The organism is Micromonospora sp. NPDC050187 (assembly GCF_044459745.1).
Taxonomy (GTDB): domain Bacteria; phylum Actinomycetota; class Actinomycetes; order Mycobacteriales; family Micromonosporaceae; genus Micromonospora.
In genome coordinates this window covers 1-21,903 of sequence record NZ_JBITJH010000033.1, presented here as the reverse complement: position 1 = coordinate 21,903, position 21,903 = coordinate 1, and the positions used below count along the sequence as shown (strand labels likewise).

Genomic DNA, 21,903 nt, shown 5'->3' with positions numbered 1-21,903 from the left:
GACGGTTCCGGAAGGTGTTCGATAGAAGGGTGCGACGTAGGAATCTTGGAGGTCGCAATTGCGATACGTTTGGTCCATTGGACCGCCGTCGGGTAATGCTGGGTCGAAGGTGGTTCCGCAGTCCGCAGCACTTGCGGGCGCTGCTCCTGCAATGACGGCGGAGAAAGTGAGGAAAACTGACGTGATGAGAGCGGTGAGGTGTCGTTTCACGAAGGCCTCTCAGGGTGAGTGTTGGCACGGATAACCATCAGTCTGGCTACAAACCTCCGCGTCCGACCTGATCTGTCGCGATTGGGACAACTCAGTAGTCGGTCCTGGTCAGTCAAAGGCGCTGCTGTGGCGGCGTCCGCAGGGGGCGGGGCAGGGAGCCAACTAGTGCCTCGTCTTGGAACGTTGATCGTGTAATCCGCTGGTTCTGAGGATCTGTCGGGCAGGCTGTCTCCCAACGGTTCGACCTTGGGAGGTGGTGGCCGGTGGGTAGACGGCCGGAGGTGTTCGTCCGGCAGGTGTCGATGGCCGAGGGTCAGCGGTTGCAGAAAATCACTCGCACGGCGAAGGACCCGGTGAAGCCCTCGGCGACCAGGAAGCGGCCAGCTTGGCCAGGCTCCAGGTCGAAAACGGCAGACCGTGCTCGGCCGGCCTCGACTTGGCGAACTTTTTGATCTCGCGTCGCTCGGGCAGGGTGAATGTCCTGGGCCGACCGCCCTTGTACTTCGGGTATAGGGACTCGAAGCCGTCGGCGTTGAAATTGTGGATCACATCCCGGACCCGGTCCACGCTGGTGAACGTCACCTCGGCGATCTTCGCCACGGGCATGCCCTGCGCGGACAGCAGCACCATCTGCGCCCGCCGCCACGTCACCACCGACCCGGTGCCCCGGCGGATGATCCGCAGCAGACGCTGCCCCTCGTCGTCATCGATCTCGCGGACACGTACTCGCTCAGCCACCAGCACAGCTTCCCCGCCGCGCTGGCCGGCGAGTGTCATTCCATCGGCGTGCCGATCCGAAGCCGGTTGCCGTCAGGATCGCGCAGCTCAATCTCACGCGCCCACGGAGCGTCCTTCGCCTGCACATCGAACTCGGAGGCGATGGCCTCGACGTCACGAACGCGGACATAGACCAACGTGTCGGGGCGGGCATCTCCCTTGTGCTCCGACAAGAACAACCGCACCCCGCCCCGGGCAACCTCGACGAACGCGGGAAGTCCCGGTTCGAACCGGTGTTCCCACTGCTTGACGAAGCCCAGTCGCCCGTACCAAGCAACCGCCGCCGCAGCGTCCTCGACGCGAAGAATGGGAATGACTTCCTCGTCCATGGCTCCATCGTCGCAGACCCAGGGCAGACGTTGCCTGATGCGGCACTAGCAGGTTCTCGACTGCAGGATGCGCAGTGTCGTCACGGCTGAGGGCTCACGGTGGGAAGAGTCGCGCCGTGTACGAAGACAGTCTCGAAAGTTGCCTCAACATGGTAGTGGATCAACCACACGGCTGCCTCATCCGGGTTAAGCCAAACTCTGCTGTTTGACGGGGCGAGAAGTTGCCCGTCGATCGTTGAGCCGACGGCTACGTCCTGGCCCACGGTTTTGCAGTTTGGGTACATCTGCTCTATGAGGGGGCCGTAGAACCAGAGGCTGGTCTCGCAGCCCATAAACGCTTCCCTGTCGGTGATCCGCTTATCGATGATGAGAAGGCCATTGTGGCACGTTGCTGTTCCGTATTCTGCTCCGGCAATTGTGGTGGAGAATTGCCATGTTATCTCCTTCTGGGTCTCGACCGTGGTGCAGTTGTTCAGGTAGACCACGGTTCTGGAGGGTGTTCGGTAGAAGGGTGCGACGTAGGGCGTGGAATGGGGGTCGCAATTGCGGTAGGTTTGGATCATTGGTCCACCGTCGGGTGATGCTGGGTTGAAGGTGGTTCCGCAGTCCGCAGCACTCGCGGGCGCTGCTCCTGCGATGACGGCGGAGAAAGTGAGGAAAACTGACGTGATGAGAGCGGTGAGGTGTCGTTTCACGAAGGCCTCTCAGGGTGAGTGTTGGCACGGATAACCATCAGTCTGGCTACAAACCTCCGCGTCCGACCTGATCTGTCGCGATTGGGACAACTCAGTAGTCGGTCCTGGTCAGTCAAAGGCGCTGCTGTGGCGGCGTCCGCAGGGGTCGGGGCAGAGACGCCTGCTAGTCGATCTATCGTGCCCGGATGACCTTGGGGGAGGGCGTACCGGCGAGCGTGCCGGATCAGCGGGTTGAGCCGTTCCGGCCACGTTGACGTTGGCCGGTGGTGGCCGCCGTGGCGGTGGCCGTGGTGTGCGCCTCCCTGCTGACTCCGGCGGCGGTGGCCGGTCGAGCGCAGTCGGACGCCGAGTGCGGAGAGGCCACCCCGGAATCCGCGGTGACGGTGTGGGTTCTCCGGCTCGGCGCGGGCGAGCGCATCGGGTCGACTAGCGGAGACGGCCTTTTCCGATCCGACAACTGATCTGCGGCAGTTTTGTCGTCTGGGTGCCAATTGGCCGGCGAGCTGGCCCGGCTCGTCTTCCCGGCGCCCCACACCCGGAGCCGAATGCACCGGTGGCAATCACCGCTGCCCTGTACATGCCGGATCTCCGCGTGCCACACGAAGGTCCGTGTACCGATTCGCATCTGCCGCAGTCGCTTCCGCACGCAAACCACCTCACGGTCGATCTTTCCCGCTTCGCCGCAGCCCGCCGAGGTACCTGGCTGCGACGCCTGCCGCCGATCGAGTCGCCTGGCGTGCACGCTCATGCTGCGTTCCGTGCGCCGGCCGTCGCAAGTGGAGTGACGGACGAGTGCCGCGCATCAGTCGACGGACGACAAACCGGCTGCCGGCGCGATCGATCTTGTGTAGCAGCGGCTCAGGACCTCGATCGCCATCCCGAATTGCGGTGGTTCCGCTGTGCGGGCGGCTGGCGGCGTCTACAGCCGGATAGGTCCCGCCGCTGCGGCGATTACTCGTGGCGTCCGTGATGATCGTGACTGTATGGTGGCCGGGCCGGCCGCGGGACTTCGGTGCGACTTCCGGAACCCGCCTCTGAAGCGATGCTTCGCAGTTCGTGCCTTCATTCCCCGGCCGGCCTCTCTGCCACTCTCCGGGAAAGCTGGGTCGCGGTCGTGTCGCTGTCGGAGCAGGTCGCGTGCGAGGACGTGGTCATGTTCGTCAACGCGGCGATCGCCTCCACGGCACAGCGCGAGTTCCACAGTCGCGCGAGCGCGCAGCGGATGTCGCTGGGGTTCCTGCACGAGTACGTGCTGGGCAACTACCGGGATCTCTACGCGGCGACGGCGGCCCTGGACATCAACCATTTGAACGCGGCGATGGTCGTGACGAACCTGCTGCGCACCGCGTCGACCGCGAGCCCCGAGCAGCGGGCGGTGGAGGGGCGGCTGATCGCCGCGCGGCTGCGGCTGCTGCCGCCCCAACGGGTGTACTCCGTGTTCCGTGAACTACGCCGGCTGGGCGTCAACAACCGGCGTACCAGGGCGATCGTGCGCGACTGGGTGGCTGGCCGGCCGGATCCGGCGTTCGACGCGGTGAAGTACCGCCGGTCGCTGTCGGTCGCGGCCCGCCACGCCCACCTGCAGCTGCCCGGCGAGGTGGGTACCGCGCTGTTCGACTGGCGTCGCCCCAAGCGGTACGACACGCCGATCCTGGAGGCGTGGCGGCGCGCCCACTACGAACAGCGCGCGCTGTACGAGCTGCCGTACACGGTCGCCGAGGGCCTCGCCGCCCAGCGTGGCATCGACCGAGCCCGCTTCCTGACCGGCATCGCGCCGAAGCTCACCGACGGCGAACGGCTGCGGCTACAGTCGGCTGCCACGCGGCACAAGGTCGTCGCGGTCGCCATGGATCTTGCCACGGTGCCACTGACCCGCCTCGCCGTCTACGCGCTGTCGCTGTCCCGGCCGGAGCGGAAACGCCGCCGCGACGAGCTGACCGAGGCGCTGCGGGCAGCCGCCCGGCGCGCCACCCGTCGACAGGCGGGCACGTGGGGCCGGGTCGTGGCGGTCCTCGACGACAGCTACTCCGCCTCCGGCTCCGGGGTGAAACGCCGCCGGCCCCTCGCCGTCGCCCTCGCCACCCACTACCTGCTGGAGGCGCTCGCCGCCGAGTACACCGGACTGTGGCTGAACCACCGGGGCGACCCGCTGCTGGTGCACCCCGTCGGAGCGACCGGGCTCGGTGAGCGCATCCTCGACGGCCTCGAACAGCGACCCGAGCGGCTGGTCGTCGTCTCCGACGGCTGGGACAACGCCCCGCCCGGACAGGCCGCCGAGGTGCTACGGGTCTGGGGTACCCGCCTCGACCTCCACCGGCGCACGAGCATCGTGCATCTCAACCCGGTCTACGACGCCGACACCTTCGACGTACGGCGCCTCGCCCCCGGTGTGGCCACCGTCGGCGTGCGCGACGCCGAGGACGTCGCGGCCCTCGTCGAGCTGGCCCGCTTCGCCACCGGCGGTGCCGGCTTCGACGAGCTGCGCCGCCATCTCGCCGACCGGGTGGACCGGTTCCTCACCGACGACGCCGGCATCGAGGGGTCACCATGACCACCGCCACGACCGTGGACGGGATCGACCTGACCGGGCTGACCGTCGCCCCCGACCAGACGTGGGGCGCGGTACGCCTGGTGCCGCTGCTGCGGCCCGTACCCATCACGGATCTGCGCCTGCACGCCCGCCTCTACGACCCCGACGAGCTGTCGATCGTCCACACCGGGCCGCGCAGCGCATACGTCTCCTACGTGCCACACGCATTCGTCGCGAGCTGGACCACGGACGACACGCCCGCCGCCGCCTACGGCACCCAGCTACGCGACCCCGCCGCGTCCGGCGCCCCCACCGGTATCCGGCTGGCGTTCCGGCGACGCATGGCCCGCCGTGAGAGCAAGCAGCGGCTCCGCTTCCTGCCGCTGCACCTGGCGATGGAGGGCTATCTCGCCCTGCAGTTCGGCGGGCCGCCCATCGCCTGGCAGGAATGGACCGGCCACGCCGTCACGCGCGGCCTGTCCCCGCGCGTCGAGGCCAGCTACACCGGTACCGCCATTCCCGGCCTCGACGATGCGCTGCGCATCTTCGAGATCCACCCGGACCAGTGCGGAATGGTGCTCTACGTCGCCGACACCCTCGCCGCGGCGTTCGTCGTCAGCCATCCTGACGACTACCGCGCCCTGCATCCGACCCTGTTGCAGGACTTCTACGGCGAGCTGATCTTCCAGTACGCCCACCTGTTCCCGGCCGCGCCCAGCTTCACCACCCGTCTCGACGACACCGCCATCGCCAGCGTCGCCGACCTGCGCGCGCAACTCGCCCGGGCCCGCGCCGACTGGGCGGCCCTCCACACCGTCATGGCCGGCGGGCTCCTCGCGGCAGAGCGCCTCACGGTCACGCCGGTATACCGGATGGGGCGCTTCACCCTGTCCCGCTTCCTGCCGGCCTTCGACCCCGACGCCGAGAACCACATCGGCGAAAGGATCACCGACGACACCGGCCGACTCGCGTACCTCAAGACGTTCCGGCTGTCGGCCGCCCAGACCCGCCGTGGTCACCTGCTGTCCCAACTCGCCGCCCATGACTGGGACCTCGACACCACGGCCACCGCCCTCGGCACCGACCGTCAGGGGATCGCACTACGCCTGGACAACGCCGGCTTCGGCCACCTGCTCCGACCCGACATCATCGACGCCTGTCGCAACCACGCCCGAAAGCTACGCGACCAGGCGACGAGAACCCAGCCCACCTCGCGGAGGGGGTGACTCGTGTGCGCGTGGTCGATCACGCCGTCTGTCGGGCGCGGTGGCGACCGCCGGGTCAGCGGATCGTGGCGATGAGGCGACGCAGGGCGGCGTGGGCGGGTGGGCCCCAGGTGGGCTTGCCGCCGGGGCGGCCGTGGACGCCGTCGTCGCCGATGAGGATGCCGCCGAGGGCGCGTGCCGTCGCCCAGCCTCGGGCGCGGCGCATGGTGGCGGTGCCCGGGGTCGGCTGGTAGGCCGCGTGGAAGTGGTCGGTGGTGTCGTCCGGTAGCAGGAGCCACCCGGCGGCGAGGTCGTATGCCGGGTCGCCCGCGCAGAGGTCGCCGAAGTCGATCACGCCGCAGAGGGTGCCGTCGGCGGTGAGGACGTTGGCCGGGTGCAGGTCGGCGTGGATCCACAGCGCCGGGCCCGTCCATCGAGGCGCGGTGACCGCGTCGTGCCAGACGGCGCGGACGGCGTCCGGGTCGTCGATCAACCCTCGCTCGGTGGCGGAGGTGAGCCCCCGGGCGAACTGGTCGGCGCGGTCGGCCAGTGGCCCGCCACGGTCCCGGCCTGCGGGCGCGCCGACGGGAGCGGGTTGGTGAAGAGCCGTCAGGAAAGCGGCCAGGGATTCGGCCGCGTCCACGGCGCGGGTGACGGGGATCCGGTCGGCGGGTGTGCCCGGAACCCAGGTGGTGATGAGCCAGGGCCGGGGGAACCGTTCGGAGGGCTCGCCGAATCGCTGCGGGACGGGGATCGGCAGCGGAAGGCGCGGGGCAAGCGTGGACAGCCAGGAGTACTCCTTGCGCAGCAGCGCGTCCGCCGTACCGGTCGCCCAGGGAAGCCGGACGGCCAGGTCCTCACCGAGCCGCCACAGTTGGTTGTCCCAGCCACGCGCGCCCAGCCGAACCGGGCGATCGGCGAGGTCGGGGTGCTGGTCACGCACAAGATCCCGGACCAGATCCGCAGTGATCTCGATCCCGGTCGTCAGTGCCAGCGGCTGGGCTGTCACTCCGGGTCCAGGAGGCACGGTGAGCTGGCCGACAGTTGGACCGCGTTCGGGGGCTCGCCGCTCGTCACCGCGTACCCGATCGATTTCTCCGGGTCGTACCCGGACACGGCGAACCGGCCGTCGCCAAGCTCGGTGAAAGGTCCAGAACCGTTGTACAGCGCGCGCAGGGTCCGCTCGTGGTCCTCCGGCGCCAGCGGCAGCTCCCAGACGACCTGCATGACGTAGGCGCGGTCGACGTCGAACCATCGCGCGCTGTCACAAGGTAGCTCCGACTCGCGCTGCGGTGCCGGCAGCGCCCCGAAGTGCTTCCGTACGGCGTCGGCGGCGACCTCCAGGATCACCGCCCGCGTCCGGTCCCGGGACATCTCCTCCGGCGGCCGGGGCGCATCATGGTCGTCCACAGTGCAGCCGGCCGTCAGTCCCACGCCCAACAGCATTCCCGTCACCCCGAGACGACGTCGCATGTGCGGCATCCTAGGGGTCCCGGGCTCCGAGCCACGGGCGCACAGGACGAGGTGATCGCTGCTTCCGAAGCCCTGAGGGCGCGGAAACGGGCCGTGGCCGCGTCAGTGACCGAGGACGAGATAGGCGAAACCGAGAACACCCCGGTAGACGCCCACGTACTGGCGCAACTGGGTGTCGAGTTCGTCGCGGACCTCGGCCGCCCGGGGGTCGTCGGCATGCCCCAGCAACCATTCCTGCCGGCCCGCGCGCCACCTGGCCTCGAAGTCGTCCCATTCCCGCTGGTCGGCGGTGCTGAGGTGCAGCACCCGCCAGCCCAGCGTCCGAGCCTGGTCCACGAGGTCCGCCAGCGTCAGGGTCTGGTCGCCGAAGATCTCCGTGGCTTCGGCCGTGGGCGGACGCTCCCAGAATCCGTCACCGAACAGGAGGCGTCCGCCCGCAGGCACGAGTCCGGTGAGCGCGCCGAGGGCCGCAGCCGGGCCGCCGAAGGCGTGCGATGCGCCGACGCACAGGACCCGGTCGGCCGGCTCCCGCCAGGTGGACGCGTCCTGCTCCACGAAGGTCACCCTCGTGTCCAACGACCGCTCGGCGGCGAGCGCGCGGCCTCGCGCGAGATCTGCGTCGTTGGTGTCGACACCGGTGCCTGTCGTGGAGGACGTGCCGGACGGGCTGCCGGTGGTGACCGCCCGGAGGAGCAGTTCGCCCCATCCGCTTCCGAGGTCCAGCACTCGTGCGCCGTCGGGGATGGCGAGCCGGTCGAGGAGCAGGGTGGCGTGGTCCTCTGACAACGGTGCGTTCCACCGCAGGTGTGCGTAACGCGCGGCGGCGAGATCATTGGCGGAGGTCATCGATGCAGTGTGCCCGGTCCCCGACCAACCGTGCGATGGGTTTCGTCGGTGTTCAGTGTTCGAGGACCTTGCTCTCGTCCTGGAGCCGGTCCCGGGGATACCAGCGCAGTTCGACGATGGTGCCGTCCGGGTCGCGGACGTAGAGCGACTCGCCGTTGCCCCGTGCGCCGAACCGGGGACCGGGGCCGTCGACGACGTCGAACAGGCCGGAGTCGACCACCGCCCGCCAGTCGAGCGGTTCCACCACCAGGCAGAGGTGGTCGAGCGTCGACGTGCCGTTGCCGCGTACCAGGTCGATGATGGTTTCCGCGCTGACCCGGACCGACGGGAACGGGGCGGTGCCGGCCCGCCACTCGGCGACCCGGACCGGCTCCAGTCCGAGTCGTCCGCAGTAGAAGTCCAGGGCACGTTCCACGTCGTGCACGCGGAGCACCAGGTGGTCGAACGCCGTCACTCGGAGCATGGGGCTACCTCGTCTCTCGTCCATGGATGGCTTCCGTTCCGGGCCTGGGACGGTCCGCCGATCCTCTGGCGGGGCCGATCCGAATTCGGCGGGTTGACGGGTTCCACTGTTCGCCCTGCCCGGCCGGGTACCAAGACACGATCACGCTACGATTGTTTAGCGAGAGTCAACGATGGGGCGATGATGAGCGTCGGCGCGGGAGAAACGCAGGGCGGTGCGGGACGGGACCCGGGCACCACCGTGCCGGGCGGGCTGCCCCTGGAGCGGCACGAGGTCGAGATCTTCCTGACCCTCGCCGAGGAACTGCACTTCGGCCGGACCGCCGAACGCCTCCGGGTCACCACCGGCCGGATCAGCCAGGTGGTGCGGCAGCTGGAACGCCGGATCGGCGCACCGCTCTTCGCGCGGACCAGCCGCGTCGTCCGGCTCACCCCGATCGGCCGGCAACTGGCGGACGACCTGACGCCGCTGGTCGCCGGCATGGCCGAGGCGGTACGCCGGGCCGTCGAAGCTGGCCGGGGCGTCACCGGACGGCTGCGGGTGGCGTTCCTGGGCGAGTGGACGGCCCCGACGCTGCTCCGGGCGGTGAACCTCTTCGAGCGGCGTCATCCGGAGTGCGCGGTCGAGGTGCACGAGGCGCAGCTCGCGAACTCCCGGGCCAGCCTGGTGGACGGCTCGGTCGACCTGCTCATCGCCTCGTTCCCGTTCGACGGGATGGCGTGCGGTCCACCGCTGCTGGCGGAGCGTCGACTGCTGGCCGTGCCCGCCGACCACCCGTTGGCCGGGAAGGAGTCGGTCTCCCTGGAGGTGCTCGCCGACCACCCGGTGGTGCAGTATCCGGCGGTCACGTCGGCCGCGTTCAAGCGCGACCGTACGCCGGACCGGACCCCGTCGGGACGACCGGTGCCGAAGGGACCGGCGGGCCGGACCTTCGCCGAGATGATCTCCCTGGTGGCGCTGGGGCGGGGCGTCCTGCCGGTCGGCGAGAACACCCGCCGGTACAACCCGCGCCCGGATGTCGCGTACGTGCCGATCCACGACGCGCCGCCGATCCACCGTGGCCTGGTCTGGCTGGAGAGCAACACGACGGCCCGGGTCCGGGAGTTCGTCCGGGCCGCCACGGACGCCAACCCGGCACGCCAGGCCGACGAGGGGGCCTGACGCGCCGGGGCGACGCGGATCGTTCAGTACGTCGGCGACAGGTGCGCGAGGCGGTTCGGTGAGCCGGTACCCGGACTGGTCACGACGCCCAGGGTGGTGACGCTGAGGAGGTGGCTGTGCACCTGGGCGGGTGTCCACAGCGGGTTGTTGCTGAGCACGCGTGCGGCCAGCCCGGCCACGTGCGCCGAGGCGTGGGACGTGCCGCTCGCCGTCATGATGGCGATGTCCGAGGTGTTCGAGGCCGAGGCGATGCCCACGCCGGGGGCGACCATGTCCAGGCACGTGCCGCAGTCGGTCACCTTCACCGAGATCAGGGTGGCGTCCTTGGCCACCCCGTACGTCGTGCCGGCGAGGTGCGTGCCGTGCGGTCCGCAGACCGGTGGGCCACCGTAGTTGTAAGGAAGCCTGGCCGCCGAACTCCTGGTGGGCGATGTGGATCCCGGAGTCGATGACGTACACCGGACCTCCAACCGCCTAGGTCGTCCCGGTACTCGTGACGGTGCTGTTCGGCGGTCGTCGGACGGCCAGGCTCGGCGGTCGTCTGACGGTGGTGCCCGTCGGTCGTCGGCTCGGCCGGTTCACAGCAGGGGCGACATGTGCAGGAGGAGGTTGGGCGAGCCGCTTCCCTGGTTGGTGACGACCGGGACGGCGAGGCTGGTCAGGTAGGCGTTCACCTGGGCGGGGGTCCACGTCGGGTTGTTGCTCAGCACCCGGGCGGCCATGCCGGCGACGTGGGCGGAGGCCTGCGACGTGCCGCTCAGCGGCGTCGTGGCGGTGTTCGACAGGTGCACCGCCGACACGATGTTCACGCCGGGGGCGAAGAGGTCCAGGCAGGTGCCGAAGTTGGAGAAGCTGGCCCGGGCGTCGTTCGACTGGGTCGCGCCGACGGTGAGGGCGGTCGGTACCGAGGCCGGCGAGAAGTTGCAGGCATTGGCGTTGGAGTTGCCCGCCGCCACCGTCACCGTCACGCCGTCGGCGACCAGATTCGCCACCGCTGTGCCCACCGCACTGCTCGAACCGGTCAGCAGCGCGATGTTCGCGACGGCGGGCGGATCCCAGGGCTGGTGGTCGGCGGCCACCCAGTTGATGCCGTTGATCACCATCGCGAGCGTGCTGGGGATTCCGGTGCAGTCCCCGACCACCTTGACCGCGACCAGCACGACGTTCTTGGCCACCCCGTACGTCGTTCCGCCGATGGTCGCGGCCGTGTGCGTGCCGTGTCCGGAGCAGTCCTCGGCCGGCAACGTGCCGTCGATCGCGTCGTAGCCGTGGTACGCCTGGCCGCCGAACTCCTGGTGGGTGACGTGGATTCCGCTGTCGACGACGTACACCCGGGCGGGGTAGCCCTCGCTGGTGTAGGTGTAGGTGTTGCTGAGCCCGACCGGAGCGTCGAGCCGGTCCAGGTTCCAGGGTGCGTTCGGCTGCGTCGTGGCCATCTGGACGGTCTGGTCGCGTTCGACGTGGGCCACGGCCGGGTGGGCGGCGATCCGGCGGGCGACGGCGTCGGAGGTCCGTACCGAGAAGCCGTTGAGGGCGTCGCCCCACACCCGGTCCGGCCGGACGCCGAACCGGCTGGTCACGTCGGCGGCCAGCCGGGACACGACGGACTGTCGGGTGCCGGCGGGCCCGCCGACCGCGCTGTCCTTGACGACGACGACGAAACTGTCGGGGACGGTGGCCGGGCCCTCGGCCCCCAGGATCTCCCCGACGGGGCCCGAGACCCGGTCGGGCCCGGGCGCCGAGGCGGCCGGAGTGGCGAGGACGGCGGCGACCAGCGTGGTGGCGGTGGCGACCGCCACGACCGCCAGTCCACGCCGACGGGACCGGACGAGGGGCACTCTGCGCGGGAAATCCATCTCCAAGCCTCTTTCTGCTCAGGCCGGTCCGACACTCGCTGGTCGAGTGGATGGCCTCGGATGGGTTTCCGGAATCTACCGAGGCGGGCGGGCCGGCAGAACAGGCGACGTATCGTCAGACGTCTTTTTGTCGCAGGGTGACAGAGAACCGGCTCGGATGTATCAGAACGCCGTCTGACGCATCGAGGGTTGTGGTGTCCCAGCAGGGTGTCCGGTGCGGCGCGGGATGTTGGAGCGGAAGGGCCACTCCTCGAAGGCCCGGCACCGGCCGTCGGGGGCGAAGTCGAGGATCCACAGATCGCGGAAATGCTGCGGGTCCGGCGGACCGTACCGTACCTCCAGCCGGACCACCGCCCGTGGGCCGTCGACCGCGACGACGTCGAAGCCGGACCCACGTCGCCACGCCGGACTGGTCGATCATCGGTGGGCTCCTTCCGCATGGGGGCGGCCGTGACTGGGTATGCGTACCCTTTTCGTGTTCGACTCCGGATCGGCAGAGTGGATCGCATGGACGAGAAGTCGCGTGGACCGGCCCGGCCGGTGCTCTGGATGGTGGGGCTCGGTGTCGCCGCTGCCGCGGCCTATCTGGCGTTCCTTGGCTGGGACCGGAAGAAGGACCTGGATCCCGTGACCGGTGCCGAGACCGGGCCGTACGAGGCGTGGCAGGTCGTCGGCCTGGCCCTGGTGGTGGGGGCGCTGGCGTTCGCGGCGGGACGAAAGCGCCAGGTGATCGCGGCGGTGACGGCGATCCCGGCCGTACTCACCCTGGCCTTCGTCGTCACCGCCGTCACCGGCCCCGAACGCGGTCTCTGGCCGATCGGCGCGGCTCTGATGGCGCTGGGCTCGGCCGCCGGCACGGCGGTCATGGCGCTGATCGGCCGGAGTACCGCGAACCGTCCCCGGGCCTGAGAACCATGGCCGGCCACCGGCGGGCCGGGTGCCCGGCGGCGACAGATCGTCACCGCCGGGCTCGGGTCCGGACCGGTCAGCTGCGTCGACGACGCAGGCCGACCAGTGCGGCACCTGTCAGGACGAACGCGATCCCGAGGGTGAGCAGCGGCGCCAACGTCGACATGCCCGACACGCCGGTGACCGGCAGTTGCGTCTTGGTGGGCGTCGGCTGTCCGGTCGGGGTGGACGTCGGCTGTCCGGTCGGGGTGGGCGTCGGCGTCGGCGGCTGGGTGGGCGTCACCGTCGGTGTCGGTGTCGGCTGCCCGGTCGGTGTGGGTGTGGGTGTGGGAGTGGGCTGCACGTCCGCGCAGGTGTGAGTGAGTACGAAGAACTCGGCGGTGCCGGAGATGACGGCTGTCGCGTCCACCAGCGTGAAACCGGCCGGCAGGCGGATCCACGCCTTGCTGGTCCCCATGTCGTTCACGATGGCGCCACCGTCGTCCGGGATGGTGACCGTCAGCGGCCCGTTCGGTGTGTCGAAGGTGGCCGTCACCGACTCGAAGACGCCGCTGGTGTTCGGGTTGCCGGGCAGGTTGAACACCCAGACGTCCTCGCCCGGGTAGGGACCGCCGCCGAGGTTCGGGTCGCACTCCTGGGTGAATTCGGCAGCGGTGGTGGGCACGTTGCCCGGATTGATGTTGATCGTCGTCTGGGCTGCTGCGGGCGTTCCGGTCGTCAGTAGCAGTCCGACCGCGATCGCTCCCAGAGCGAGGGAGCGGGTCAGCATCGTTCTCATCGTGTCTCCTGGACCTGTCGAAAGCTGGAGGGTGGCGCAGAAGCGACGCTACCGACGGCCATGAGAAAATTTAGCCTTTTGGAGGCAAAGAAGCCTTTTGTGGTAATAGTCCGGGTTTGGTCGTTCCTCGCTGTCTAGGCGCCGGTCGCCTCGCCGGGGTGACCGGGGAGGCGCGCCGACCCTGACCGCCGAGGTGCGCTGACCCCTCGTTGGCTCGCCGTGGGACGCGACCGGGGCCGGTCCGTCGGACGGACCGGCCCCGATGAAGTACGACAGTCAGGGCTTCCAGGAGCCGGCGGCCTCGAAGTTGTGCTGGTACTCGACGACACCCTTCTTGTCGGCCACGTCGAAGACGACCGTGCCGCTGCGCTTGCTGCCGGTGCGCAGGTTCACCCCGGAGGAGAGCGGGGTGCCGCAGCCGGAGAGCGCTCCGACCAGTCCGTTGGCGGTCTTGCCGTCCTGGGCCACCCACTCGAAGTAGAACGGGTTGACCGAGGCGGTGCCCTTGGTGACCCGCACGGTCACGTCGGCGATCAGGTACATTCCCTCGTCCGGGTCGGGCGCGAAGGACCGGCAGCCCTTGTTCGAGGTGGTGAAGCGGCTGATCATGATCTCGACGGTGCCCTCGTCGTCGGTGATCACCAGCGTGTCGCCGACCTTCATGTTGAAGGTCTCGCCGTCCTTCCCGCTGTTGCTCGGCTGCGGGGCGGCGGTGGTCGGGACGGTCGCGCCGAACGGCCGGTCCTCGGTCGGCCGGACCAGCGGGCCGGAGGAGTTCCCCGGCGTCGACGCCCGGCCGATGCCGGTGTTCTGGCTGGCGCTGTCGTCACCGGCCAGCGCCAGGACGACAACACCGACGCAGCAGAGCAGGACGAGGACGACCGCGACGAGGACCACGATCAGCGCCGTGCTCTTCCCGCCGGAGGAGGTCGACGGTGGCAGAGGCAGGCCGGGGTACGGCCCGGCGGGACCGGGCGGGTAGGACGCCATCGGCGTCGGCCCCGGCGGGTAGGGCACGCCGGAGGCCGGCGGATGGCCCGGGTAGCCGGGTGCCCCCGAGCCGGGCGGCGGGTAGCCGGGAGCGCCCGAGCCGGGCGGCGGGTAGCCGGGAGCGCCGGAGACCGGCGGGTAACCGGGGGCACCGGAAACCGGAGGGTATCCCGCGTCAGGCGCCCCGCTGGTCGGGTGCGGTGGCACCGGCGTCCTCTGCTCCTGCGGGTAGCCGGGGTACGACGAGCCGGCCGGCGGGTACAGCGGTGGCGGAGCTGTGGGATCCGGGTAGTACGACGGATCGGAGTACGCGTACGGATCAGGGTCCGGCTGGTAGGGATCCTGAGGCGGGCCCGGGAAGGGATCCTGCGGCGGGCCTGGGGGGTGACTCACGGTGCTCCCGGATGCAGAGGGTCAGGGCTCGACGCGCTCCCGACCGGGTGCGCCGACGCACCGAACCATCCTTCCCTGCCTCGCCCCGGTGGTCGTCGGCTGAACGGATCATTCGTCCGGTCTGACCGACCCGGCCTGTCCGGGACCCCGTCCCGGGTTCGGCCGTCCGCGGTGACGTGCCGCGGCGGATCGGTCAGCGGTGCGGCAGCACCGCGGCGGTGCGGACCAGGCCGGCGTCCACGGTGAAACGTCCGGTGATCACGCTGGGCGGATCGATGGTCTTCTCCCGGGCTGCCTCGACCTTGGCCGGGGAGATCCGGGCGACCCAGGAGCCGGCGTCCGGGTCGATCTCGACCAGCGCGTCCTGGAAGTCGAGCCAGGTGCCGACCACGGGGTGCCAGACCTTGTAGACGGTCTCCTTCGCGCTGAAGATCAGCGCAGGCCAGGAGACACCGGTCGGTAGCCGCCCGCAGTGCTCCACCTCCTCCTTCCGGAGGATCAGCCGGCGCACCCCGGCGTCGAGGATCTTGTGCTGTTCGGCGTCCATGCCGACCGACCGGACCTCGTCCGCGCGGGCCGCGGCGGCGGCGCAGTAGCCCTTCGTGTGGGTGATGGTGCCGACCACGTCCGCCGGCCAGGCCGGGGACCGGTCGGCGGCCGACGGCACCGGCACCGGATCGAGCCCGAGGGCGGCGATGGCCCGGCGGGCGCACACCCGGCCGGCGGTGAAGTCGCGCCGCCGGCTCTCCACCGCGCGTTCGCCGAGGCAGACCCGCTCGGCTTCGAGCAGCTCGCCGGTGAAGTCCGCCGGCCCCGCCACGACCACGGCGACCGGCGGTGGCAGCAGGTCACGCATCAGGCTCCCCTTTCAGGTACGACCGCAGCCGGGCCACTTCGACGTCGAGCCGGTCCCACCGTACCGGCGGCGACCCCGGATCGACCCGAGGACCGTGGCCCGGTGGGCGAAGGCGGCCAGGCATCAGACATCGACGACCGGCTCATTGTCGCGCTGCTCCCAGGTGCCGACCACCCGTCCCCGGTGCGCCACCATCGAAAGATCCATCCGGCGGCGCGGCTGACGTGGACGCACCGCCGGGCGTCAACGGAACACGTCGACGCCCGGCGGCCGGTCCAGCAGGTGCGGCCGGTGCCCCATGTCACAGCTGGTCGGTGGTCGGATCCACGCTCGCCATGCCCGGAGGGTGCCCGGTCGTGGCCGGTGTGTCAGAAGGCGTGGGTCACGGTGACCAGGATGTTGGAGCAGGAGGCGGCGTGGCTGGTGAGGGCGTTCTTCTCGGCGGTGTCGACGGTCAGCCGCCAGCGGGTCTTCACCGCCGCCCACTCGGTGACGTACCGGCACCGCTCGTGGGTCGGCATCCAGCTCGCCGGGTCCTGGTCGCCCTTGGACTGGTTGACGTTGTCGGTCACGGCGACCAGCGAGCGGACGTCCCCCAGGTCGTTGGCGAAGGACTGGCGGCGGGAGGTGGTCCAGTTCCGGGCACCGGAGTCCCACGCCTCGGCCAGCGCCACCATGTGATCGATATCCAGGTCGGACGGGTTGGTCCAGTACGCGGCGTCGTAGTACGAGTACCACCGGCCGCCGGAGAGTTGGCATCCCGAGCCGACCGACGGCCGGGTGGTGGCCTCGGCGATCAGCACCTCGTACCGGGTGTTGCAGTCGTCGCCGTCGGTGTCGATCCAGTGCGGGAAGAGGTCCCGCGAGTAGCCGGTGCGGTTCTCCGTGGCGACGGGGAGGTCGGCGACGAGGGTGCGCAGCGGCACCGACACGGTGGCCGCCTGAGCGGGGGCGGTGAAGCCGAGGGAGGCGGCGGTGGCGGCGGCGAGCAGGCCGCCGACCCAACGAAGGGTGCGGTTCATAACATCTCCATCCGATCGCGGTATTGCCGTCATTTGACGCGCCGGAGGTGCCGGCGGATCCTTGACCGCGTGAACTGATAGAGAAAATTATCGATACTTTGCCCGGTGTTCGATAGAGGTGCGCCGATGGCTCGATGGTTGCTGGGTGGCCGTGTCGTCCATGATGGACCACGGACCGTTATGTGCCGGATGTAAACTATTTGTCCGGCGGAGCGGGGGGCGGGAATCTGAACCGGGCGCACCCGTTGTGTCGGTGAACCAGGGGTGGTTAAGCTCTCTCTTGCGCGCCCCAATCGCCCGCTTCCCCCGTGGCAGGCGATCGGGGCGCGCTTCGTTGTGCGCCGCGCCGGTCAGATCCAGCGGCCGTCCAGCCACATCCTCGCCGACCAGTCGGCGTAGGGGAGCAGCGTGCCCACGAAGATCGGGTAGAAGTAGGCGAAACAGATCGCCACGAGCAGCACGTACCCCCCCGCGACGACGCCGCCGAACAGCCGTCGGTCGTACGCCTCCTGGGCGGCGGTCGATCCCGGTGGAGCCGGCGCGCGTGCCTCGGCGGGCGAGACGATCGCGCCGAGCACGTAGACCACCGCCAGCACCAGGAACGGCAGGGCCGGCGCGGCGTAGAAGGAGAACATCACCCGCCCGTCGAGGGCGAACCAGAACCACGGCAGCAGGCCGCCCGCCGCACCGAGCAGGATCGCTCCGGCCCGCCAGTCACGCCGGGCGATACCCAGCCAGACCACGGCGACCAGCGCCGGCAGGAAGGACCACCAGAGCAGCGGGGTGCCGAGCAGCAGGATCTCGCTGGCGCAGCTCGGCGCGCCGCAGTTGCCCTCGCCCGACCAGTGGAAAGCCACCGGGCGGCCCAGCAGCAGCCACTGCCACGGCCAGGACTGGTACTTGTGCGGGGTGCTCAGCCCGGTGTGGAAGTCCAATGCGGCCCGGTGGTAGGTGTACAGGTTCTGCAACGCGCCGAGGACCGGGGTGTCGCTCAGTCCGGGAGTGTTCGGGTAGCGCTCGGCGAGGCGGTAGTAACCGTCGTCGGAGAGGAACCAGCCGGTCCAGGTGGCGAGGTAGGCGACGACCATCGCCACCCCGGCGAGCACCAGCCAGGGCAACTCGTCGAGGAGGGCGTCCCGCCACGGGCGACGAACCCCCGCCGAACGGCGGACCCCGACCTCCCACAGGACCACCAGCAGCGCGAAGACGGGCACGAAGTAGAGGGCGCTCCACTTGACCCCGAACGCGCAACCCATCAGCACCCCGGCGGCCAGCCGCCACCAGGGGACGGTGAACGGCGGCCGGCCGGCCCGGCCGGGGCGGGACGGGTCGAGGCCGGCGTCGAGCGCGGTGGCCCACCGCCGCCGGCGCGCGTCCCGGTCCAGCACCAGCGCCCCGAACGCGGCGAGGACGAAGAAGAGCAGGAAGATGTCGAGCAGGGCGGTGCGGGAGAGCACCAGGTGGAAGCCGTCCAGGGCGAGCAGCAGGCCGGCGGCGCAGCCGAGCGCGGTGGACCGGAACATCCGTCGGCCGATCCGCACCAGCAGCAGCACGGAGAGCGTGCCGACGACGGCGGCGGAGATCCGCCAGCCGAACTCGGGGCTGGTGGTCATCAGGTGGCCCGGCACCGAGATGTTGTGCTCGGTGTCCTGGTAGCCGAAGGCCCACTCGCCGAGCCCGATCAGCCACTTGCCCAGCGGCGGGTGGACCACGTACGAGACGGCGTTGTCCTTGAAGTTCCACTCGACGCCGTGCTCGACCAGGCCCCAGCCGTCCCGGGCGTAGTAGATCTCGTCGAAGATCTTGCCCTTGATGTCGCCGAGCCCGACCAGCCGCAGGATCGCGGCGATCGCCACCACCACGGCCGTGGCGAGCCAGGAACGCCCGTCCAGCCGGCCGTCGACCGTGGCCAGCCGGCGACGGACGAAGTCCGGCAGCCGACCACCCCCCGCGTCGCCGGGCGGGGTGGTCCCGGGCCGTCCGGCGGAGTCGTCGATCCGCTCCGGCGGTCCGTTCTCCGGCTGACCTTCGCTCGCGCTCTGCGCTGTCGACGCCTGGGTCACGACGGAATCGTAGGCCGCCCGGGTGCCCGGCGGAGGCCTTGTCTCCGTTACCGGGAAGTCTGTCGATGAGTTTTTCGGTCGACCGAGGGCGTTCAGAACGCGGTGACCAGGAAGCCCACGGTCACCAGCAGCGGTCCGCCGGCGGCGGCCGTGATCGCCCACCGACGGGCCCGTCGGCCGTCCAGTCCGGCCGTGCCGGTCACCCGGGCGATCCCGGTCGCGCACGCCGCCACCAGGCCGAAGCCGAGCAGCCAGCGCAGGTGCATGGTGGCGCCACGGTCCGCGTACGCGGTGGTGCCCTCCGGCCCGGTCATCCGGGCCGGCACCGCCGTCACGGTCGGCTGGTCCTCGGCGTCGAGCCCGCCGATGCGTACGCCGTGCGCGACGAACCGTCCGTCGGCGGCGACGAAGGTGCCCCGGCACCGTTGGGTCAGACCGCTGCCGGTGCACTCGCCTACCACCGTGCCGGTCGTGGCATGCCCCACGGCCAGCCAGAACGGTTCCGCGCTCACCCAGGCGAAGAAGGCCGCCAGGAGGCTGAGACCGAGCAGCCCCGCCAACCCGGGCAGGGGATCCCGCTGCCGGAGCACCCGGGGCCTCGTCCGGCGTCGGGCGCGGGCCCGGACGGCCGACGCCGCGCGCCCGTCCTCGGCCGACTGCTCGACCCGGATCGGGGTGCCGTCCCAGTGCACCTCCTCGATCGGCAGCCAGAAGTCGCTCCCGTCGGCGCCGGTGCCGCCCTCGTCCGGCCCGTCCGAACGCGGCCAGCCGAGGTGCTGCCGGACCGGTACCCGGTGCGGCACCGCCCCGATCGGAGCTCCGGTGGTGGGTTCGACCCCGGCCGCCGCTGTCAGCGCCGACCCGCCGGTCGTCGTCCCCGCTCCGGCGGCCGTGGCTTGCGGCCCACTGGTGGTCGTTCCGGCTCCGGCGGTGGTGGTGTCCGGTACGCGGTCCGGCCGATCCGGCGGTGGATCCTCCGGAGGATGTGGCCGGGGCCGTGGGGGCCCTCCGCCCTGACTCCGTCGATCACGGGGTTGCCGGGGTTGTCGATCCCCGGCAGCACTGCCGGCTTCATGATCGGTGTGACCGGGGGACGGCTGCCCGGATGCGGGATCAGCGGGGCCGGGAGGTGGTTCCTCGGGCTCGCGGTCGGCGCGACCGGGGGGCGGCTGCTCGTGCTCGCGGGCGGCTCCTCTGCCAGTCACGACGTTCATTGGACACCGAGTCGTCGCCGCTGACGCGCAGCTCACGCCGCGTGTCGACGACAAAGCGGACAGGAAGTGCGGCGACCGTCCGGCCCGCGCGCGGGCCGGCCGACCAGCCGGTGCGGCCTATTGGTTCGCAGCCGGTTCCCGGTGGTCACTAGGCTTGCTGGTCATGAGTCACGTACTTGCGGCGGTAGCCTGGCCGTACGCCAACGGCCCGCGCCACATCGGCCACGTCTCCGGTTTCGGCGTCCCCTCCGACGTCTTCGCCCGGTACATGCGGATGGCCGGCCACGACGTGCTCATGGTCTCCGGCACGGACGAGCACGGCACGCCGATCCAGGTGCAGGCCGACGCGGAGGGGGTCACCGCCCGGGACCTCGCCGACCGGTACAACCGGGTGATCGTCGAGGACCTGCACGGTCTCGGGCTGTCGTACGACCTCTTCACCCGGACCACCACCCGCAACCACTACGCGGTGGTGCAGGAACTCTTCGAGGGGATGCACCGCAACGGGTACATCGTCCCGAAGGTCACCATGGGCGCGATCTCCCCGTCCACCGGGCGTACCCTCCCCGACCGGTACATCGAGGGCACCTGCCCGATCTGCGGGTACGACAGCGCCCGGGGCGACCAGTGCGACAACTGTGGCAACCAGCTCGACCCGGTCGACCTGATCAACCCGAAGTCGAAGATCAACGGCGAGACCCCGCAGTTCGTCGAGACCGAGCACTTCTTCCTCGACCTGCCCGCTCTCGCCGACGTGCTCCGGCAGTGGCTGGACACCCGGGAGGGCTGGCGGCCCAACGTGCTGCGGTTCTCCAGGAACCTGCTCGACGACCTCCAGCCCCGGGCCATCACCCGGGACCTGGAGTGGGGCGTGCCGATCCCGCTCGACGGCTGGCGGGACCGCCCCGACAAGCGCATCTACGTCTGGTTCGACGCGGTCATCGGCTATCTCTCCGCCTCGATCGAGTGGGCCCGCCGCTCCGGCGACCCCGAGGCGTGGCGGAAGTGGTGGTCCACCGACGGCGCCGGTGCGGACTCCCCGGCCTACTACTTCATGGGCAAGGACAACATCGTCTTCCACTCGGTGATCTGGCCGGCGCTGCTCTCCGGCTACTCCGGTGCGGGCGCGAAGGACGGCGAGCCGGGCGCGTTGGGGCGGCTCAACCTGCCCACCGAGGTCGTCTCCAGCGAGTTCCTGACCATGGAGGGGCGGAAGTTCTCCTCGTCCCGCCGGGTGGTCATCTACGTCCGGGACTTCCTCGAACGGTACGACGCGGACGCGCTGCGCTACTTCATCGCCGTCGCCGGCCCGGAGAGCAACGACACCGACTTCACCTGGGCCGAGTTCCTCCGCCGCAACAACGACGAGCTGGTCGCCGGCTGGGGCAACCTGGTCAACCGGTCGATCTCGATGGCCGCGAAGAACTTCGGCGCGATCCCGCCGATCGACCCGGCCGGGCTCACCGAGGCCGACGAGGCGCTGCTCGCGGTGGCCCGCGCCGGCTTCGACACGGTCGGCGACCTGATCGCCCGGCACCGGCAGAAGCAGGCCATCGGCGAGGCGATGAAGGTGGTCGCCGAGGCGAACCGGTACCTCTCCGACCAGGCCCCCTGGAAGCTCAAGGGCGAGGACGACAAGCCCCGGATGGGCACCATCCTGCACGTCGCCCTCCAGGTGGTCAGCGACGCCAACACGCTGCTCACCCCGTTCCTGCCGCACTCCGCGCAGAAGGTGCACGAGCTGCTCGGCGGCACCGGCGTGCACGCCCCGATGCCGTCGATCGTCGAGGTCGAGGACCTGGACGGCGGGCCGGCGTACCCGGTGCTGACCGGCGACTACACGCAGGGCACGCGCTGGGAGCCCGTACCGCTGGAGGTGGGCCGGCCGTTGGCCGCGCCGAAGCCGGTCTTCCGCAAGCTCGACCCGTCGATCGTCGACGAGGAGCTGGCCCGCCTCGGCGGCTGACCGCCGGACGCGGGCCCCCGCCCCCCCCCCCCCCCCCGCGGCCCCCCCGCCCCCCCCCCCCCCGGGGGCCCCCCCCCCCCCCCCCCCCGGCGGCGGGGGGGGGGGCCCCCGGGGCCCCCCCCCCCGGGCCCCCCCCCCCCCCCCCCCCCCACCCCCCCCCCCCCCAC

20 protein-coding genes are annotated in these 21,903 nt (G+C 70.7%); 5 read left to right on the top strand and 15 right to left on the bottom strand.

Features of this window, described 5'->3' with window-relative positions:
- Positions 1-540: 540 nt before the first annotated feature.
- From ACIBJE_RS29545 to ACIBJE_RS29535, 3 genes are all read right to left on the bottom strand, one after another.
- Positions 541-948 carry a transposase gene (locus ACIBJE_RS29545; protein WP_396753559.1) on the bottom strand — a complete coding sequence of 136 codons (408 nt, stop codon included), beginning with the start codon at positions 946-948 and terminating at the stop codon, positions 541-543.
- Positions 949-983: 35 nt separating this feature from the next.
- Positions 984-1,316 (bottom strand): glyoxalase superfamily protein, encoded by a 333-nt coding sequence (locus tag ACIBJE_RS29540; protein ID WP_396753558.1) that lies wholly within the window; start codon positions 1,314-1,316, stop codon positions 984-986.
- Positions 1,317-1,396: 80 nt separating this feature from the next.
- Positions 1,397-1,801, bottom strand: a complete 405-nt coding sequence (locus ACIBJE_RS29535; protein WP_396753557.1) for a hypothetical protein — start codon at positions 1,799-1,801, stop codon at positions 1,397-1,399.
- Positions 1,802-3,125: 1,324 nt separating this feature from the next.
- Here ACIBJE_RS29535 and ACIBJE_RS29530 point away from each other — a divergent pair.
- Both ACIBJE_RS29530 and ACIBJE_RS29525 read left to right on the top strand, forming a co-directional pair.
- Positions 3,126-4,562, top strand: a complete 1,437-nt coding sequence (locus ACIBJE_RS29530; RefSeq protein ID WP_396753556.1) for a hypothetical protein — start codon at positions 3,126-3,128, stop codon at positions 4,560-4,562.
- Positions 4,559-5,767, top strand: coding sequence for an ARPP-2 domain-containing protein (locus tag ACIBJE_RS29525; protein ID WP_396753555.1), 1,209 nt, complete (start codon positions 4,559-4,561; stop codon positions 5,765-5,767). The genes ACIBJE_RS29530 and ACIBJE_RS29525 overlap by 4 nt, the downstream gene beginning before the upstream one ends.
- Before the next feature lie 55 nt (positions 5,768-5,822).
- Here ACIBJE_RS29525 and ACIBJE_RS29520 read toward each other — a convergent pair whose 3' ends face one another.
- From ACIBJE_RS29520 to ACIBJE_RS29505, 4 genes are all read right to left on the bottom strand, one after another.
- Entirely contained in the window at positions 5,823-6,734 is a 912-nt protein-coding gene (locus tag ACIBJE_RS29520) for an aminoglycoside phosphotransferase family protein (RefSeq protein WP_396753583.1), read from the bottom strand.
- A 17-nt stretch (positions 6,735-6,751) separates the two neighbouring features.
- Positions 6,752-7,219 carry a hypothetical protein gene (locus tag ACIBJE_RS29515; protein WP_396753554.1) on the bottom strand — a complete coding sequence of 156 codons (468 nt, stop codon included), beginning with the start codon at positions 7,217-7,219 and terminating at the stop codon, positions 6,752-6,754.
- A 102-nt stretch (positions 7,220-7,321) separates the two neighbouring features.
- Positions 7,322-8,065: an SAM-dependent methyltransferase gene (locus ACIBJE_RS29510; protein ID WP_396753553.1), complete on the bottom strand. Its 744-nt coding sequence runs from the start codon at positions 8,063-8,065 to the stop codon at positions 7,322-7,324.
- Between the two features lie 52 nt (positions 8,066-8,117).
- Positions 8,118-8,528, bottom strand: a complete 411-nt coding sequence (locus ACIBJE_RS29505; RefSeq protein ID WP_396753552.1) for a VOC family protein — start codon at positions 8,526-8,528, stop codon at positions 8,118-8,120.
- Positions 8,529-8,708: 180 nt separating this feature from the next.
- On the opposite strand from ACIBJE_RS29505, the gene ACIBJE_RS29500 reads away from it, so the two are divergent.
- Positions 8,709-9,689, top strand: coding sequence for a LysR family transcriptional regulator (locus tag ACIBJE_RS29500; protein WP_396753551.1), 981 nt, complete (start codon positions 8,709-8,711; stop codon positions 9,687-9,689).
- 23 nt (positions 9,690-9,712) lie between these two features.
- Here ACIBJE_RS29500 and ACIBJE_RS29495 read toward each other — a convergent pair whose 3' ends face one another.
- A complete protein-coding gene (locus ACIBJE_RS29495) occupies positions 9,713-10,021 on the bottom strand; it encodes a S8 family serine peptidase (protein WP_396753550.1) in 309 nt (102 codons plus the stop codon).
- A 246-nt stretch (positions 10,022-10,267) separates the two neighbouring features.
- Complete coding sequence (locus ACIBJE_RS29490; RefSeq protein ID WP_396753549.1) at positions 10,268-11,488, bottom strand: S8 family peptidase; 1,221 nt, start codon at positions 11,486-11,488, stop codon at positions 10,268-10,270.
- A 564-nt stretch (positions 11,489-12,052) separates the two neighbouring features.
- Here ACIBJE_RS29490 and ACIBJE_RS29485 point away from each other — a divergent pair.
- Positions 12,053-12,454 carry a hypothetical protein gene (locus ACIBJE_RS29485; RefSeq protein ID WP_396753548.1) on the top strand — a complete coding sequence of 134 codons (402 nt, stop codon included), beginning with the start codon at positions 12,053-12,055 and terminating at the stop codon, positions 12,452-12,454.
- 76 nt (positions 12,455-12,530) lie between these two features.
- On the opposite strand, the gene ACIBJE_RS29480 is transcribed toward ACIBJE_RS29485, so the two are convergent.
- The 6 genes from ACIBJE_RS29480 to ACIBJE_RS29455 form a co-directional block, all read right to left on the bottom strand.
- Positions 12,531-13,232, bottom strand: a complete 702-nt coding sequence (locus ACIBJE_RS29480; protein WP_396753547.1) for an LPXTG cell wall anchor domain-containing protein — start codon at positions 13,230-13,232, stop codon at positions 12,531-12,533.
- 276 nt (positions 13,233-13,508) lie between these two features.
- A complete protein-coding gene (locus ACIBJE_RS29475; protein WP_396753546.1) occupies positions 13,509-14,615 on the bottom strand; it encodes a hypothetical protein in 1,107 nt (368 codons plus the stop codon).
- Positions 14,616-14,808: 193 nt separating this feature from the next.
- A complete protein-coding gene (locus ACIBJE_RS29470; RefSeq protein WP_396753545.1) occupies positions 14,809-15,471 on the bottom strand; it encodes a 4'-phosphopantetheinyl transferase in 663 nt (220 codons plus the stop codon).
- Positions 15,472-15,839: 368 nt separating this feature from the next.
- Positions 15,840-16,493 carry an HNH endonuclease family protein gene (locus tag ACIBJE_RS29465; protein WP_396753544.1) on the bottom strand — a complete coding sequence of 218 codons (654 nt, stop codon included), beginning with the start codon at positions 16,491-16,493 and terminating at the stop codon, positions 15,840-15,842.
- A gap of 350 nt (positions 16,494-16,843) precedes the next feature.
- On the bottom strand, positions 16,844-18,556 hold the full coding sequence (locus tag ACIBJE_RS29460; RefSeq protein WP_396753543.1) for a dolichyl-phosphate-mannose--protein mannosyltransferase: 1,713 nt from the start codon (positions 18,554-18,556) through the stop codon (positions 16,844-16,846).
- Positions 18,557-18,648: 92 nt separating this feature from the next.
- Positions 18,649-19,359, bottom strand: coding sequence for a hypothetical protein (locus tag ACIBJE_RS29455; protein WP_396753542.1), 711 nt, complete (start codon positions 19,357-19,359; stop codon positions 18,649-18,651).
- A 574-nt stretch (positions 19,360-19,933) separates the two neighbouring features.
- On the opposite strand from ACIBJE_RS29455, the gene metG reads away from it, so the two are divergent.
- On the top strand, positions 19,934-21,736 hold the full coding sequence (metG, locus tag ACIBJE_RS29450; RefSeq protein WP_396753541.1) for a methionine--tRNA ligase: 1,803 nt from the start codon (positions 19,934-19,936) through the stop codon (positions 21,734-21,736).
- Positions 21,737-21,903: the final 167 nt, after the last annotated feature.